General features: G+C 43.9%; 15 protein-coding genes. 7 read left to right on the forward strand and 8 right to left on the reverse strand.

Annotated features, from left to right (window positions below):
* Positions 1–138: 138 nt before the first annotated feature.
* The 3 genes from accC to efp all read right to left on the reverse strand — a co-directional run bounded on the left by accC (position 139) and on the right by efp (position 2,694).
* A complete protein-coding gene (accC, locus tag GO493_RS21955; protein WP_157308384.1) occupies positions 139–1,476 on the reverse strand; it encodes an acetyl-CoA carboxylase biotin carboxylase subunit in 1,338 nt (445 codons plus the stop codon).
* A 110-nt stretch (positions 1,477–1,586) separates the two neighbouring features.
* The gene (gene accB / locus GO493_RS21960) at positions 1,587–2,072 is read right to left on the reverse strand and encodes an acetyl-CoA carboxylase biotin carboxyl carrier protein (protein WP_157308385.1); all 486 of its coding nucleotides are present in this window, start codon (positions 2,070–2,072) and stop codon (positions 1,587–1,589) included.
* 55 nt (positions 2,073–2,127) lie between these two features.
* Positions 2,128–2,694 (reverse strand): elongation factor P, encoded by a 567-nt coding sequence (gene efp, locus GO493_RS21965; protein WP_157308386.1) that lies wholly within the window; start codon positions 2,692–2,694, stop codon positions 2,128–2,130.
* A gap of 310 nt (positions 2,695–3,004) precedes the next feature.
* On the opposite strand from efp, the gene GO493_RS21970 reads away from it, so the two are divergent.
* The 3 genes from GO493_RS21970 (at position 3,005) to GO493_RS21980 (ending at position 5,252) form a co-directional block, all read left to right on the forward strand.
* Positions 3,005–3,517, forward strand: a complete 513-nt coding sequence (locus GO493_RS21970) for a peroxiredoxin family protein (protein WP_157308387.1) — start codon at positions 3,005–3,007, stop codon at positions 3,515–3,517.
* Between the two features lie 80 nt (positions 3,518–3,597).
* Positions 3,598–4,536 carry a malate dehydrogenase gene (mdh, locus tag GO493_RS21975; protein WP_157308388.1) on the forward strand — a complete coding sequence of 313 codons (939 nt, stop codon included), beginning with the start codon at positions 3,598–3,600 and terminating at the stop codon, positions 4,534–4,536.
* Positions 4,537–4,790: 254 nt separating this feature from the next.
* Positions 4,791–5,252, forward strand: a complete 462-nt coding sequence (locus GO493_RS21980) for a MarR family winged helix-turn-helix transcriptional regulator (RefSeq protein WP_157308389.1) — start codon at positions 4,791–4,793, stop codon at positions 5,250–5,252.
* A gap of 59 nt (positions 5,253–5,311) precedes the next feature.
* Here the strand turns inward: GO493_RS21980 and GO493_RS21985 are convergent, their stop codons facing one another.
* The 3 genes from GO493_RS21985 to GO493_RS21995 form a co-directional block, all read right to left on the reverse strand.
* The gene (locus tag GO493_RS21985) at positions 5,312–6,547 is read right to left on the reverse strand and encodes an MFS transporter (protein WP_157308390.1); all 1,236 of its coding nucleotides are present in this window, start codon (positions 6,545–6,547) and stop codon (positions 5,312–5,314) included.
* 17 nt (positions 6,548–6,564) lie between these two features.
* On the reverse strand, positions 6,565–7,221 hold the full coding sequence (locus GO493_RS21990) for a DedA family protein (protein ID WP_157308391.1): 657 nt from the start codon (positions 7,219–7,221) through the stop codon (positions 6,565–6,567).
* Positions 7,222–7,330: 109 nt separating this feature from the next.
* Positions 7,331–8,602 carry a dicarboxylate/amino acid:cation symporter gene (locus tag GO493_RS21995; RefSeq protein ID WP_157308392.1) on the reverse strand — a complete coding sequence of 424 codons (1,272 nt, stop codon included), beginning with the start codon at positions 8,600–8,602 and terminating at the stop codon, positions 7,331–7,333.
* A gap of 189 nt (positions 8,603–8,791) precedes the next feature.
* Between GO493_RS21995 and GO493_RS22000 the strand changes: the two genes are divergently transcribed.
* Positions 8,792–10,282 carry an amino acid permease gene (locus tag GO493_RS22000; RefSeq protein WP_157308393.1) on the forward strand — a complete coding sequence of 497 codons (1,491 nt, stop codon included), beginning with the start codon at positions 8,792–8,794 and terminating at the stop codon, positions 10,280–10,282.
* Between the two features lie 137 nt (positions 10,283–10,419).
* Complete coding sequence (locus GO493_RS22005; protein ID WP_157308394.1) at positions 10,420–11,130, forward strand: YebC/PmpR family DNA-binding transcriptional regulator; 711 nt, start codon at positions 10,420–10,422, stop codon at positions 11,128–11,130.
* An 80-nt stretch (positions 11,131–11,210) separates the two neighbouring features.
* Here GO493_RS22005 and GO493_RS22010 read toward each other — a convergent pair whose 3' ends face one another.
* A complete protein-coding gene (locus GO493_RS22010) occupies positions 11,211–11,921 on the reverse strand; it encodes a response regulator transcription factor (RefSeq protein WP_157308395.1) in 711 nt (236 codons plus the stop codon).
* Between the two features lie 452 nt (positions 11,922–12,373).
* Positions 12,374–14,773 (reverse strand): alpha-ketoacid dehydrogenase subunit alpha/beta, encoded by a 2,400-nt coding sequence (locus tag GO493_RS22015; RefSeq protein WP_157308396.1) that lies wholly within the window; start codon positions 14,771–14,773, stop codon positions 12,374–12,376.
* A gap of 196 nt (positions 14,774–14,969) precedes the next feature.
* On the opposite strand from GO493_RS22015, the gene GO493_RS22020 reads away from it, so the two are divergent.
* Positions 14,970–15,356 (forward strand): DUF1573 domain-containing protein, encoded by a 387-nt coding sequence (locus GO493_RS22020; protein WP_157308397.1) that lies wholly within the window; start codon positions 14,970–14,972, stop codon positions 15,354–15,356.
* A gap of 153 nt (positions 15,357–15,509) precedes the next feature.
* Positions 15,510–16,736 (forward strand): pyridoxal phosphate-dependent aminotransferase, encoded by a 1,227-nt coding sequence (locus GO493_RS22025; RefSeq protein ID WP_157308398.1) that lies wholly within the window; start codon positions 15,510–15,512, stop codon positions 16,734–16,736.
* The last annotated feature ends 216 nt before the right edge of the window (positions 16,737–16,952 follow it).

The raw sequence follows: 16,952 nt of genomic DNA on the forward strand, positions 1-16,952 counted from the left end.
ATATGATCCATGCAATCAATCTCATTAAAACAGGCCCCCCGGTTAAATTACCCGGGGTTCTATATCACAACCCACTAAAAAAGAAAACCGGTTGATCTTTACAGACCAACCGGTTTCTTAATCTTATTATACAGGCAATTATACCAGCTTAAATGTTTCCGTGAACTTGGTAGTGAAATTACCTTTACGGAAATCTTCATTACGCATCAGCTGCTGATGGAAAGGAATAGTTGTCTTCACTCCTTCTATCACAAACTCACTCAACGCACGCTCCATTGTATTGATAGCCTCTTCACGCGTCTGTGCAATAGTGATCAGCTTAGCCACCATAGAATCATAATACGGAGGTATCACATAACCCGCGTAAATATGAGAATCTACACGCACACCATGACCACCCGGAATATGCAATACAGAGATCTTACCCGGTGAAGGACGGAAATCATTGTAAGGATCTTCCGCATTGATACGGCATTCTATTACATGCATTTCCGGTGTATAGTTCTTACCGGAAATAGGAATACCGGCCGCAATCTTGATCTGTTCTTTTATCAGGTCAAAGTTGATCACCTCTTCGGTTACACCATGCTCTACCTGGATACGTGTATTCATTTCCATGAAGTAGAAGTTACGGTGCTTATCTACCAGGAACTCTATCGTACCAACGCTTTCATAGTTAATGGCAGATGCAGCCTTGATAGCCGCTTCACCCATTTTCTCACGCAGTTCAGGCGTCATGAAAGGAGAAGGAGATTCTTCTACCAGTTTCTGGTGACGGCGCTGAATAGAGCAGTCACGCTCACTCAGGTGACAAACTTTACCATACTGATCACCAGCTACCTGGATCTCAATATGGCGAGGCTCCTCCACGAATTTCTCCATGTAGATGCCATCGTTATTAAAAGCAGCGCGGGCTTCATTCTTAGCCATGTTATAAGCATTCTCCAGCTCGTCTTCATGCCATACCACACGCATACCTTTACCACCACCGCCGGCAGTTGCTTTCAGGATAATGGGCAGTCCCATCTCCTTTGCCAGTTTCTTTGCCTCGTCCAGGCTTTGCAACAGGCCGTCAGAACCCGGAATAACGGGTACACCAGCTGCTATCATGGTTTCTTTGGCCGTCATTTTATCACCCATCTTACGGATCATTTCCGGAGTAGGGCCAATAAATTTAATACCATGTTCACCACAGATCTCTGCAAACCTTGCATTCTCCGCGAGGAAACCGTAACCAGGATGTATAGCATCTGCATTGGTGATCTCTGCAGCAGCCATCAGGTGAGGTATATTTAAGTAAGATTCACTGCTTTGTGGCTTTCCGATGCACACCGCTTCATCTGCAAACTTCACATGCAAACTGTCTTTATCCGCAGTGGAATAAACAGCAACCGTTTTGATGCCCATTTCCTTACAGGTACGTATTATACGCAAGGCTATCTCTCCACGGTTGGCAATCAATATTTTCTTGAACATGTTTTTTCAATAGGTTAAGAAAAGTTATAAGCCTAAAAGGTTGGAAAACTATAAGGCCAGGCAATGTACCTATGCTACCTTATAATATTCCAACCTTTTAACTAAACATTTTATGGTTCTACCAAAAACAAAGGCTGATCATATTCCACCGGAGAGGCGTCGTCTACCAGCACCTTTACGATCCTGCCACCCACTTCGCTTTCAATCTCGTTGAAGAGCTTCATCGCTTCGATGATGCATACTACTTTGCCGGGAGCTACATCGTCGCCTACATTTACGAAAGAAGGCTTGTCAGGACCAGGGCTGCGGTAGAAAGTACCGATCATAGGAGATTTGATGGTTACCAGGTTGTCTGCTGCCTTTGCTTCTGCTGCTTTTGGCGCCGCTGCTTCCGCAACTGGAACTGCCTGGGCCACCGGAGCCACCTGAGCTACTGTCTGTACCGGTGCGGATACTGCTGGAACAGTAATAATCTGCTGTGGCTCGTTATCTTTTTGTTTTATTGTAATCTTAAACTTGTCCTGCTCTATGCTCAGTTCGCTGATATTGGACTTATTGACCATTTTTACCAGCTCCTGAATCTGTTTAAAATCCATGTAGACAGTTTTTGGTTTAGAAATGCTTGTAAGTAGATAAATGTATGGACTAAAACTATTCTTTTACTCTTTCGATGTATTCACCATTCTTGGTGTTGACCCTGATCAGCTCACCTTCATTCACAAACAGCGGAACGTTTACGGTTGCACCGGTTTCAACTGTGGCAGGTTTTAATGTACGGGTAGCAGTATCGCCTTTCAGGCCGGGCTCTGAATAAGTAACTTTTACTACTATTTTATCAGGCAGCTCAACACTCATAGGTTGTTCTGTCTCTGTATTAATGGATACACCCACTTCCTGACCTTCTTTCAGGAACTGAGGCGCATCGATCATACTCTCAGGCAGCGCTATCTGCTCGAAAGTTTCATTATCCATGAAATTGTAACCACTGTCATCCTGGTATAAATACTGGAACGTTTTTTTCTCTACACGTACAGGATAGATAGTATCGCCGGAGTTCCAGGTATGCTCTATGGAACGGCTATTATCAACCCCCTTCAGTTTAGCCCATACTTTAGCTGCGGCACGGGCGGTTTTGTTCTGACCAAACTCTACAACAGAATATAAGCTGTTCTCCAGCTTTATAATCAATCCTGTTCTGATATCTGCAGTGGTAGCCATAAAAAAGGATACTTAATTTAAAGTTAAAAATTTAGATTAGGTCTGCAAAAGTAATTCATTCTGGCAAAATCCTTCATAGTACCGGTTGCTTCCTGACCGTTTTAGTTGTCAGACCGGAACTTTTGCTTACCTATTATTTTTTTTAGGAATGCAAACATAGTGTAAGGAAGGGTAATCTAGTAATTTTTTTACAAAAAAGTGGAAAGTAAGTGTAAAACAGCCCTTTATAAACATTTTTAAACACACTGCGCAGGTCCATAGACTATTACAAAATTCGATACCTTTAGCACTTTACAAAAAGAGAGTTATTATGAAGCGTTACCTGATTTTTTTATGTCTTTGCTGCCTCCCGGTCCTGCTGAAAGCCCAGTTTAACAACGCTGCCAAACCGGCGCAGGATAAAGCCCCCTATCTTCAGTACCCTATTATCCCGGCTTTCCCGCTGACGCTTCCCGACGGTCATATAATAACCAAGAAAGACCTTAGAAAGAATATAAAGACCCTGGTATTCATTTTCAGTGTAGATTGCGATCATTGCAAACAGCTGACCACGGAAGTACTGAAAAACATAGACAAATTCAAAAAGACACAGATACTGATGGTTACTCCGTTCAAACCGGAGCAAATGGTATCATATTATAATGAATATAAGATCAGGGACTACCCGAACATTATCATGGCAAGCGAACCTACCCGGCAGATCATGTATTTCTATAACCTGCATTACTTCCCGGGCCTGTTCGTTTATAATAAAAAACAACAGCTGGTTAAAGGGTTCGAAGGCACCGTGAAACTGGAGGATCTGGAAACATATCTCAACTGATCCAACGCAGACCCGTTTCAGCGACGATTACTTACATTTGTTTATCCTCATATTCTTCACCTTTAAATTTTATACAAACGATGAAAGTTACTGTTGTAGGAGCTGGTAATGTAGGCGCAACCTGCGCTAATGTACTGGCCCACAGAGATTTTTTGCAGGAAGTGGTGTTGTTGGATATTAAAGAAGGTACGGCAGAAGGTAAGGCGTTGGATACGTGGCAGCAAGCCCCTATCGATTATTACAGCACCCGGGTTATCGGTGTCACGAATGATTATGAAAAAACCGCCAACAGCGATGTAGTGGTGATTACCTCCGGTCTGCCCAGGAAACCAGGCATGAGCAGGGACGATCTCATCTCAACCAATGCCAACATTGTGAAGTCTGTGACGGAAAATATCACCAGGCACTCGCCCGATGCTATAATAATTGTAGTCAGCAATCCATTGGACGTGATGACCTACTGTGCATTCCTGACAGCACAGAAAGACAGCAGCAAAGTATTCGGCATGGCAGGTATCCTGGACACAGCCCGCTACCGCGCTTTCCTGGCAGATGAAATAGGCTGCTCTCCCAAAGATATACAGGCAATACTCCTGGGTGGCCATGGAGATACAATGGTACCTCTACCCCGTTATACAACCGTTGGCGGTATCCCCGTTACAGAGCTCGTAGCCGCCGATAAACTGGAAGCTATTATCCAGCGTACAAAAGTTGGCGGTGGCGAAATCGTGAACCTCCTCGGAACTTCCGCATGGTACGCCCCCGGCGCTGCCGCTGCACAGATGACAGAAGCCATCCTCAAAGATGAAAAACGGATCTTCCCCTGCTGCGCATGGCTCACAGGCGAGTACGGACAGAAAGATATATACCTCGGCGTTCCCGTTATACTGGGAAAGAACGGTATAGAAAAGATCATAGAATTACAGCTCAATGAAAGTGAGCAGGAACTACTCAATACATCTGCTACCCACGTTAAAGAAGTTATGAATGTCTTAGACAACATGAAGGTTGTGGCGTAACCCTTGTATATCTAACATAAAAGGCTGACTAATAAACAAAAATGATACTTTTGTTAGTCAGCCTTTTTTATGCCTTCTCAAAAACGGGCAGGCCCGTTTTGCCCCGTCCAGTCACACTTATACAAGAATAAATCCTTTCTTGTCCTGAAAAGATTTGTTACATTCGTTTCAACACGCTTATACAAATCCTGTAGTTTTGTTTGCCAATTACATAACTGATTATTTGTATTTTCAACCAGGATATATTCTCTCTTATGTCAAACATCGAAAAACTGATCTCGCAGAAGCACTTCACAAGTGAGTATAACAAAGGGCTCATCGGTCTGATCTTTGTTGGAAACTGGATCGTTTCACGTCATCAGCAGTTTTTCAAGAAGTTTGACATCACAATGCAACAGTATAATATACTCCGGATCTTACGCGGACAACATCCTAAAGGAGCCAATATCAATACTTTAAAAGAAAGAATGCTGGACAGGATGAGCGATGTTTCCCGCCTGGTGGAAAGATTACGTAAAGCAGGACTGGTTGAAAGAAAAAGCAGCGAGCTAGACCGCCGTGCCGTAGATGTGAAGATTACCAATAAAGGTCTTGCACTGCTGGAAGAAATGGATGTAGATCTTCCCAGGCTGGAAGATTCACTGAAATTATCCCTTACAGAAGAAGAAGCTGCGCAGCTGAACGTACTGCTCGATAAAATACTGACGCGTTATTAAAATACGTTCCGGGAGCTACTGAGTATTGATACTCAGCAACTCCGGATTTTTTTTTTTATTTAAACAGGCTCTGTGTAATCCAGGTCCTTCCCGAAAGTCTCCTCTATAGTATATGTTGCTATCATGGCAACAACAATACAAACCGCCGCCATCACAGCCCCGCTTTGCAGATAAGTAATATAGTTATTGAGCCAGAGGAACAGCCATGTAATCAATGGCAGCATGCCACGGGCAAAGTTCGGCACCGTAATAGCCACCGTAGCCCGCAGGTTAGTTCCAAAACTCTCCGCCGCTATCGTTACAAATATTGCCCAGAACCCTACACTGAATCCAAGAATGAAACAAACTACATAGAATACCCATTTCTCTGCACCATACATATTCAGGTAAATGAACGAACAGATACCTGTCAGTACAAGAAACAACATCATCACCTTACGCCGGCTTTTTAATAACTGGCTGATCAGCCCACTGGCAAAATCACCCAGCACAAGGCCCGCATAACAGAAAGCAATAGAATCACCGGGAGCAATAGGTGCTTTCACTCCCATCTCATGGGCAAATTTATTGGAGAATGCTACCAGTACACCAACTACAAACCAGGTAGGCGTACCCAGCAACGTACATTTCAGGTATTTGAAGAACCGTTGCCTGTCTGAAAAAAGGGCCAGGAAGTTTCCCCTGCTTACAGGATTGTTCCCCACCGTATTGTTGAACATATGAGACTCCATCACGCTGACACGTAAAAAGAGCAATAACAATCCCAATCCACCGCCAATAAAATAACAATATCTCCAGTCCGGCACCAGTTTAGCTACCAGGTTGGCAGCCACTGCACCGGAAACTCCTACTGTAGCCACTATCATGGTACCATAACCTCTTTTTTCCTTTGGCAGTATCTCAGCCACCAATGTAATACCAGCCCCCAGCTCACCCGCCAGTCCAAGCCCGGCCACAAAACGCCAGAACAGGTAACCGGTAGTGCCATTCACAAATCCATTCGCAATGTTGGCAACAGAATATAATAAGATAGAGCCGAACAAAACTTTTAAACGCCCTTTCTTATCTCCGATAATACCCCAGAAAATACCTCCCAGTAACAGACCTATCATCTGCACGCTGATAAGCAGGGGACCAACCCCCAGGTCTATCTCTGTATCAGAAACACCCAGGTCCTTCAGACTGGGTACCCGGACAATCGTAAATAACAAAAGATCATAGATATCAACGAAATAACCCAATGAAGCCACCAGTACGGCTACATTGAAGATGGATGAGGAACGGCTGGAATGCATAACGGGATCAGATAGTTTTATTCATTTACATCCGGATGCGGCGTTTTCGCTTTACCGAAGAATAGTTTAAAGATAACTGGTAAAGTGGTAATAAGTATCAATATTATGACAATAAGTTCCAGGTGTTCTTTAAGGGAAGGGAAAGCCTTATCAAGATAGTGGCCCGCCAGCATCATGGAAAACACCCATGTAAAAGAGCTTATAATATTATAGAAGCTGAATTTTTTCCTTTCCATCTGCACTATACCAGCCACTATCGGTGCAAAAGTACGTATGATAGGAAGGAAACGTGCCAGGAAGATAGCCCCGCCACCATGTTTTTCATAGAATTCCTTTGCCTGGTACAGGTATTTCTTTTTAAAGAAGAAAGTATCTTTCCGGCTGAATAATAAAGGTCCGGACTTACGGCCAAACCAGAAACCCACAAAATTTCCCAGCACCCCTGCAATAGATATCATAAACATGATCACTCCAAAAGGCACATTATAAAAATGCTCGCTAAGCAGGCCGCCATATATGCCGGCTACGAAAAGCAGGGAATCGCCCGGCAGGAAAAAACCCACGAAGAGACCGGTTTCTGCAAAAATAATAAGCAGTAACAAATAAAGCCCACCATGTTCTATGATCCATTCGGGGTTGATAAGATGCTTGAATAACTCAATTAACTGATCCATATATTTTTTATAAACTCAAAACCAGGACTAAATATAAGTTGCCTAACGTGCAGTATAGCCGCATACACCGGATACCGGGCAAAATAACAATAAAACTGTTATAGATATGTTATAGTTCTTTTACCAATGGCTGAGGCGTTTCAACCAGGGCATTCTCCCATTTTGAAACGACAGCAGTAGCCATAGTATTGCCGATCACATTCGTAGCGGAACGGCCCATATCCAGCAGATGGTCTACTCCAAGCAGCAATAATAACCCCGCTTCAGGTATGTGGAACATAGAAAGCGTACCGGCAATAACCACGAGGGATGCCCTTGGCACACCGGCAATCCCCTTACTGGTGATCATCAGTACCAGCAGCATAGAGATCTGCTGCTCAAAACCCAGATGCATACCATATGCCTGGGCAATGAAAAGACTGGCAAAGGTCATATACATCATAGACCCGTCAAGATTAAATGAATAACCCAGGGGCAATACAAAGCTAACAATACGGTTGTCACAACCAAACTTTTCAAGTGCTTCCATTGTACGTGGATAAGCCGCTTCACTACTTGCTGTACTGAACGCCAGTAACAACGGATCTTTTACTAATCCCAGCAGGAAAAGTATGCGCTTCCCTATAACCAGGAAGCCTGCCAGCACCAGCACAATCCACAAGGAAGCAAGACCTATATAGAACTGTCCGATAAATTTACCATAAGTGATCAGGATGCCCGGGCCTTTCTGGGCAATGATGGCCGCCATAGCGCCAAATACTGCAAAAGGTGCAAAGTTCATTACATACGCTGTCACTTTCAGCATGATATGCGCTACACTGTCCATGAATTTGATCACCGGCACGCCTATCTCACCAACAGCCGCAGTAGCTACTCCAAAGAACAACGAAAACACTACGATCTGTAATATTTCATTATGTGCCATTGCATTGATCACACTATCAGGGAATACGTGCTGGAAGAATCCTTTCAGAGTCATACTTGCGGCCTCTACCCCACTGCTTGCATGAGAATCAGGTATAGGCAGTTTCAGGGAAAGCCCTGGTTTCAATAAATTTACCAGGATCATACCCAGGAAAAGGGAAATGAAAGTAGCCGAAACAAACCATAACATGGTTTTACCGCCTATACGGCCTACAGCCTTAATATCTCCCAGTTTAGCCACGCCCACAACCAATGTTGAGAATACCAGCGGAGCAATGATCATCTTTACAAGCCTGAGAAAAATATCGGTCAGTATAGAAATATTATCTGCGAATTTCTTAATAGTAGCTTCTCCACCGGCATTGCCTGAATAGCTGATGTTCACAAAATATCCTGTAAATATTCCCAGTATCATGGCAAGGGCAATGAATATAGTAAGCCGGTTGGAACTCTTCATGCAAAAAACGGTTAAGATTTGATTTAGGTGCTAAAATTCCCCAAAAATAAGGTTACTGCTGTAAAGTTTTGAGTGCATTCGTAAAATAAAACACAGGTTTTCCTTTTTGATACATTATATTTGGCGATCTGTAATAAAACGAAACAACAAACTAAACCACTAAAACGTCAACCACAATATCTCATCAGTATGGGCAAACTTTTTGTAAAAAAGCCACTCTCCCTGTTATTATCTGAAGCTTCTGAATCTGAAAAAGGACTTAAACGTACCCTCGGGGCAGGGTCACTTATTGCTTTGGGCATAGGCGCTATTATCGGCGCAGGGCTTTTTGTAAGAACTGCCGCAGCCGCCGGACAACATGCCGGTCCTGCAGTTACTATATCTTTCATAATAGCAGCCATTGGTTGTGCGCTGGCTGGTCTTTGTTATGCCGAGTTTGCCTCAATGATCCCCATTGCCGGTAGCGCCTATACTTATTCTTATGCTACTATGGGTGAATTTATTGCCTGGATCATTGGATGGGACCTGGTACTGGAATATGCACTTGGCGCCGCTACCGTAGCTATTGGCTGGTCACAGTACCTGAACAAGCTCCTTGAAAAAGCATTGGGATTTACCATTCCCTATGAATGGTCCCACAGCCCGTTTGAAACTTCCGATGCTGGCGTACACGGTATCATGAACCTGCCTGCTGTATTTATATTACTACTGCTCACCATCCTGCTGATCCGCGGTATCGAAGGCTCTGCTATAGTGAACAACATCATTGTGATCACCAAAGTATCCATCGTGATCCTGCTCATCCTGCTGGGCTGGCAGTTCATCAACCCGGCTAACCACACACCTTTCACCATCCCTGCCGACGCCGGTTCTGTTACCATGCACAATGGTAAGGTCATAAATTACGCTGACTTCTGGTTCCACGGTATACCCGGGGTGCTCAGAGGCGCCGGTGTGGTGTTCTTTGCATTTATCGGGTTCGATGCCGTATCTACAGCAGCACAGGAAACCAAAAATCCTAAAAAGAATATGCCTATAGGCATCCTGGTATCCCTGGCTATCTGTACCATATTATATATCCTCTTCTCTTATGTACTGACAGGTATAGCTCCTTATAAAGACTTCCTCAGACAAGGTGGTGAAGCTTCCGTAGCCTATGCTATTGATACTTACATGCACGGTTACAGCTGGCTGTCTACCTTTGTAACAGTGGCTATCCTGGCCGGTTTCTCCTCCGTTATCCTGGTGATGCTGCTGGGCCAGACAAGGGTATTCTATTCTATGTCTAACGACGGACTGGTACCTAAGGTCTTCTCTAACCTGCATCCTAAATTCCGCACTCCATACAGATCTCAGATGCTGTTCTTTGGATTTGTATCCATCTTCGCTGCATTCATCCCTGACAGCGTAGTAGGCGATATGACCAGTATCGGTACCCTGTTTGCCTTTGTGCTGGTATGTCTTGGTGTAATAGTGATGAGGAAAACAAATCCTGAGCTGCAACGCGCATTCAAAACACCATGGGTACCCGTTGTACCTATCCTGGGTGCTTTATTCTGCATCACTATGATTGTCAGCCTTGGTATTGAAAACTGGGCACGACTGATCGTCTGGCTGATAATTGGCTTTATTATCTATTTCGGATACAGTGTTAAACACAGTAAAGCAAGGAAACTGTAAGCAAGACCTTTTAAAATAGAACAACAAGGCCGGAAAGTGATTTTCCGGCCTTGTTGTTTGAGAGGCGGCACTATAATTACCATAAAGTGACTATTTTTGCGTCTCGAATTTCTTAATAACATAATTATAAACCCACTATGGGAAGGATATTTGAAGTAAGAAAGGCCACCATGTTTGCCCGCTGGGACAGAATGGCCAAACAATTTACCAGGATAGGAAAAGAAATTGCGATAGCTGTGAAACAGGGAGGCCCTGATCCTGATAATAACCCCGCTTTGCGCAGATGTTTCGCCAACGCCAAAGGTGTGAACATGCCTAAAGACCGTGTGGAAGCGGCCATCAAAAGGGCAATGGGTAAAGATAAAACTGATTATGAGGAAGTTACCTACGAAGGATACGCTCCTCATGGTGTTGCCGTAATGGTAGAGACAGCCACAGACAATACTACCCGTACCGTAGCCAACGTACGTATGCATTTCAATAAAGAAGGAGGCAGCCTGGGTACCAGCGGTTCCGTAGGTTTTATCTTCAACCGGATGGGTGTATTTAAAATAAAAAGTGAAGGCCAGAACCTGGAAGAACTGGAGCTGGAACTCATAGATGCCGGACTGGAAGAAATAGGTGAAGACAGCGAAGGAAATATCATCCTCCGCACCGCTTTCACTGAATTCGGCAATATGGCCAAAGCCCTGGAAGAAAGGAATATCACTCCCATCAGTGCTGAATTACAGCGTATTCCTACTACCACAGTAGAACTGAATGAAGAACAGGCTAAAGAGGTGCTGCAACTGATTGACCGCCTGGAACAGGATGATGACGTACAACAGGTGTTTCATAACCTGAGATAATATCTGCCCGTATGGGTAAAAAAAATCCGCCTTGATAAACAAGGCGGATTTTTTTTACCCATTCAATATATCTTAACAGGTTATAGTACCCTGCATACTTCGCTTTCTATTGTAAGACGCAAGCCTTTGCCATGAATTGTTTCCAGCTTCACGGTATTATCCAGCCTGAAGTGTTTGCGGATGCGCGTCAGGTATACATCCATACTTCTGCCGGTGAAGAAATCATCATTGCCCCATACACTCAGCAGGATCACTTCCCGCTTCAATCGCTTATTTGGATTATCACAAAGATATTTAAGCAGCTCTGCTTCTTTGGGTGGAAGGTTTATATTGGTACCCGTAGGCTGATGATAGATCTTAAATTCACTATAGTTAAAGATAAGCGTACCCAGACGGAATACGATCTGCCTGTCATTCTGCAGAAGACGGCTTCTTTTCATGAAAACATCCATTCTGCAAAGGAGTTCTTCCATATTGAAAGGTTTGACCAGGTAGTCATCGCCTCCGCATTCAAAGCCGTTCAGCTTATCCTGCTCCATATATCTTGAGGAAGTGAAGATGATGGGAATATTCTCATTTTTTTCCCTGATCTCCCTGGCCAGCGTAAAACCATCCATTCCCGGCATTACCACATCCAGCAGGCAGATATCGAACGGCCTTTCCTGGAAGGCTGTCCATCCCTCTTCCCCATTGGCGCAATGCATAACAGAGTAGCCCGCTTTCTCCAGGTGGTTTTTTATGACTTTGGCAAAGAAATGATCATCTTCTACTAAAAGAACTCCTGCTTTCATAAATGGATTTGGGTTGATGGTTAATTTAGAAAACTGCTTCCATACAAACCTGACTTTGCATTAAAACAGCCGTTTTTACTATATATTAACTCTAACGTGGTGCTAAATGTTTATCCAATTTAGCTTTATTCTTACTAAATATAAGACGTACTACTTACATTTTATCATTCATTTCGTTCATTCCAGACCCTACAGAAAATAAGCATGTCTAAGATATTAATTCTCACCCGTAAATTAAAGGTAACGATGGAGTTTAACTTAAATTTCTTTTGGGGCAAAAATGAAAAGGGGGAAATAAAATTAGTGCTCCTTATGAATTTATCGTCAATTTCTTCTTCCAGACTGGATATTATAAAACTATTTTCTAATATTTGCACCAGTACTGTTTGCCAAATCTACTAGACCTACAACTATACAAAAGTGAAACGCAAGGCTTATGCCTTGCGTTCCTTTTATTCTTCAATCATTTCCGTTATTATTCTCACTACATCTTCCACATTCGGTTTAGAGAAGTAATCTCCGTCTGAACCGTAAGCAGGACGGTGCGCCTGAGCGCTCAGGGTACGCGGAGCTACGTCCAGCCAGCGATAACCACCCTGCTGCTCCATTACCTGCTGGTACATGTACGCAGTAGCTCCACCGGGAACGTCTTCGTCCACAAAAAGTATCCTGTTTGTTTTCTTCAGTGATTCTATGATCTTGTGCCCAATATCGAAAGGCAGCAATGTCTGCACATCTATCAGTTCTACAGAAATGCCCAGCTGCTCCAGGGTACCCATGGCCTCCTCTATGATACGGAGAGTAGATCCGTAAGAAACAACAGTAATGTCCGTTCCTTCATGCAATACTTCCGGAATACCCAATGGTACGGTGAAACTGCTCAGGTTCTGAGGCAATCTTTCCTTCAGGCGATAACCGTTCAGTGACTCTATCATCAATGCCGGTTCATTGGCTGCAAGCAGGGTGTTATACATACCTGCTGCCTGTACCATATTCCTTGGCACACATACGTTCATGCCTCTCAGGGTACCCAGGATCATGGTCATCGGAGAACCTGAGTGCCAGATCCCCTCCAGCCGATGCCCTCTTGTACGCACTATAACAGGACAATACTGTATACCTTTTGTACGGTACTGCAAACATGCCACATCATCACTCAAAGGCTGAAGGCCATAAATGAGATAATCGAGGTACTGTATCTCAGCAATTGGACGCAGCCCTCTCAGCGCCATACCTATCCCCTGCCCCATAATGGTCAGCTCCCGGATACCGGTATCAAATATGCGTTGCTTACCATGCTTCTGCTGTAAACCGGCAAATCCCTGGTTTACATCTCCGATCTTGCCTACATCTTCACCAAAAGCAAACACTTTAGGATTACTTCCTATCAGCTGATCAAAATACCTGTTCAGTATTTCATAGCCGTTTAAAGTGATGCTCTCGTCGTTATAAACGGCAGGCACTACCGGTACGCTATGAACGGAGTTAGCCCCTTCAGCATACAACAGGGAATTATAATTCTCTTTTTCTTTTTCCAGCAGCCCGTCGTAATAACGCTTCAGCGCATCTACAGCAGGAGCCTTTATTTTTTTATGATGGAGAAGTATATTGGCCGCAGTTCTCAGTATATCCCTTCTCAGCGGTTCCCTGTTTGATTGTAGTTCCTGCAGCAGGTTCTTTACCAGTTCTTTATTTGCATCCGGCAAAGCAGCTACTCCCTGTCCGTAAGTCAGCATGGTCTGCACCTGCTGGCGGATAGGAGTGATATATTTCTCCCAGGCATTTTTACGTGCTTCCTGCGCTACGGTCCTTGCAGCAGTTTCAATAGCCAGCAACGTGGCTTCGTCTGCCAGGGCATTCTGCAGTAGCCACTGCTTCATCTGGTTGTTGCAGTCAAACTCTTTTTCCCACGTCAGGCGCTCCTTACTCTTATATCTTTCGTGAGAGCCGCTGGTAGAGTGCCCCTGCGGCTGGGTCATCTCCTCTACATGGAAGAGGGCAGGAATATGAGTTTCCCTGATTTTACGGATACCAGCCTCAAACACTTCACACATCCCTGCATAATCCCATCCTTTCACATTATAGATATCAAAGCCGTTGGAATCTTCCGTTTTACGGAAGCCTTCCAGCGCAGCACTGATGGAATCTTTTGTGGTCTGATATTTACGGGGTACAGAGATGCCGTATCCATCATCCCATACAAACACTGCTAATGGTACCTGTAATACGCCGGCAGCATTCATTGTTTCCCAGAAATGCCCTTCAGATGTAGAGGCGTCTCCGATAGTAGCAAAGCATACTTCGTTACCATTATGGGAAAGGTGAGAGAAAGATTGCAGCACATCTACTTCGCGGAATAATTTCGATGCAAATGCAAGGCCCAGTGCACGCGGCATCTGCGCTGCGGTGGGCGACATATCTGTAGCAGTGTTCTTAATTTTTGTCAGGTCCAGCCAGTTACCATCCTTGCCAATATTTGGAGTGGCAAAGTGAGAGTTCATCTGGCGTCCCCCCGAAAAAGGATCATTTTCCTGGTCCGGATCGGCATACATCTGAGAAAAGAATTGTTCAGGAGTAGCAATTCCACTGGCAAAAGCGAAGGTCTGGTCACGGTAGTAACCCGAACGAAAGTCTCCTGGTTGGAAATACTTGGCCATGGCGATCTGCGCCACTTCCTTTCCGTCGCCGAAAATGCCGAACTTGGCCTTACCTGTAAGCACTTCCTTACGGGCCAGCAGACTAACTTCCCTGCTTTCGCAAGCCAGGCGGTAATCATTCAGTACTTCTTTCCGAAATTCATCGAATGACAACCGGCTTTCCATATTCATAGTCAGTTCATTGTTTTCTATCATGCCTCTTTGTTAAAGTACAAAAGTAAGGTTAATTATACAGTTGCGAAATGTCTGAAAATGTAATGTGTAAGATAATTTGAATTTTTTTAATAAGATTTTAATAAATTCTCTGAGGATGGATTATTTTTGGCTGTAAATTTGTTACTTACAAACGATGATCTATTTTTTTAACCAATCGTTTAAAACCAGATTATACATGAAAAAGTTTATCTTATCCCTATTTGCGAGCATGCTGTTAACCACTGCTCTTTGGGCTCAGACCAGCAACCCTGTTGATGCGAAAGTTAAGTTCAAGCAGGAAACTATTGATTTTGGCAAAACCAAACTGAATAAACCAGTTTCAGTTGATTTTGAATTCACCAATACAACCAAAGAACCTGTACTGATTGAAACTGCTCGCGCCAGCTGCGGTTGCACTACTCCTACCTGGACCAAAGAACCTATCCTGCCTGGTAAAAAAGGTAAGATAACTGCAGGCTATAGTGCTAACAGTCTTGGACAGCAAAACAAAACTATTTGGGTAAGGCTGAAAGGCGTTGATCAGGACAAGGAACTGCACTTAACAGGAACTGTTGAAAATTAAGTCATTACACATACTATACTTCACCGTATAGTTGTGATATAAGCCTTACAGTATAGCTGTAAGGCTTTTCTTTTGCCCCTTGCTTCCACGGAATATACCTATAGATCAGCGCATTATCCACTACCTTTGTATTCGTAAAAATCAAAACAATTTATGCCCAGTATCAGCAAGAGAGGTGAGCAAATGCCGCCGTCTCCCATCAGGAAACTGGTTCCATTCGCAGAATCGGCAAAAAAGAACGGGACCAAAGTTTATCACCTCAATATCGGCCAACCAGATATTGAAACACCAAAACCGGTACTGGATGCAGTACGTCATTCCGATTTTAAGATCCTTGAGTACAGTCACAGCGCAGGCAATGAAAGCTATCGCAGAAAACTGGTTACCTATTACGAACGTTTCGGGATCAAACTAAACCACCAACAGATCATTGTTACCACCGGTGGCTCAGAAGCTATTCTTTTTGCATTTATGGCCTGCCTGGATGCAGGGGATGAAGTACTGGTACCAGAACCATTCTATGCCAACTACAATGGTTTTGCAGTGGAAGCCGGTATAGCAGTGCGCACCATTACCGCCAGCATCGAAACCGGATTTGCCCTCCCGGCCATGGAAGACTTTGAGAAAGCCATTACCCCTCGTACAAAGGCCATCATGATCTGTAATCCTAATAATCCTACAGGCTATTTATACAGCAGGGAAGAACTGGAAGTGCTGAAACAATTATGCCTGCGCCATAACCTTTACCTGTTCTCTGATGAAGCCTACAGGGAGTTTTGTTATACAGGCGAGCATTTTTCTGCTATGAACCTGGATGGACTGGAAAACAATGTGATCCTGATGGATACAATTTCCAAACGGTACAGCGCCTGCGGCGGACGTATAGGAGCACTGGTCACCAAAAACCAGGCAGTGCTGGATGCCGTAATGAAGTTTGCACAGGCAAGACTGAGCCCCCCCTCCTTTGCACAGATCGCGGGTGAAGCAGCTGTAGATCTGCCGGCAGATTATTTTGATGAAATAAAAGCTGAATACCTGGAGCGCCGGGATGTACTGGTATCCATGCTGAACGATATACCAGGAGTATTTTGCCCAAATCCGGGCGGAGCATTTTATGCCATCGCAAGACTGCCTATCGATGATGCAGATAAATTCTGCCAATGGCTGCTGGAATCCTTCTCCTATGAACAGCAGACAGTAATGCTGGCTCCTGCAACCGGATTCTATGCAACTCCGGGATTAGGTAAGAACGAAGTCCGCCTGGCTTACGTACTGAATAAGGAAGATATCAGGAATGCAATGATCTGTCTTTCCAAAGCACTGGAATCATACCCAGGCAAAACAGCCATACTTAAAGAAGTAGCAAGTCACATAAATTAATACTGAGAATCGCATTATAAATAGTTATATATAATGCGATTCTTGTTCCCTATCATATTTTTTGCCCAAAAAGCTTCAAAAAATACATTATTAAAAATTCTATGTTAACTTTTCCAAGTAAAAACATCATTTTTCACATAGATTTTCTTTTTTCCTTGATTTTTGTTCGTATATTTGAAGTGCGAAAGGCAAGCAAACAAGTAAGAAAAAACAGCA

It is taken from the genome of Chitinophaga tropicalis, assembly GCF_009758205.1.
In the GTDB taxonomy this organism is placed as follows: domain Bacteria; phylum Bacteroidota; class Bacteroidia; order Chitinophagales; family Chitinophagaceae; genus Chitinophaga; species Chitinophaga tropicalis.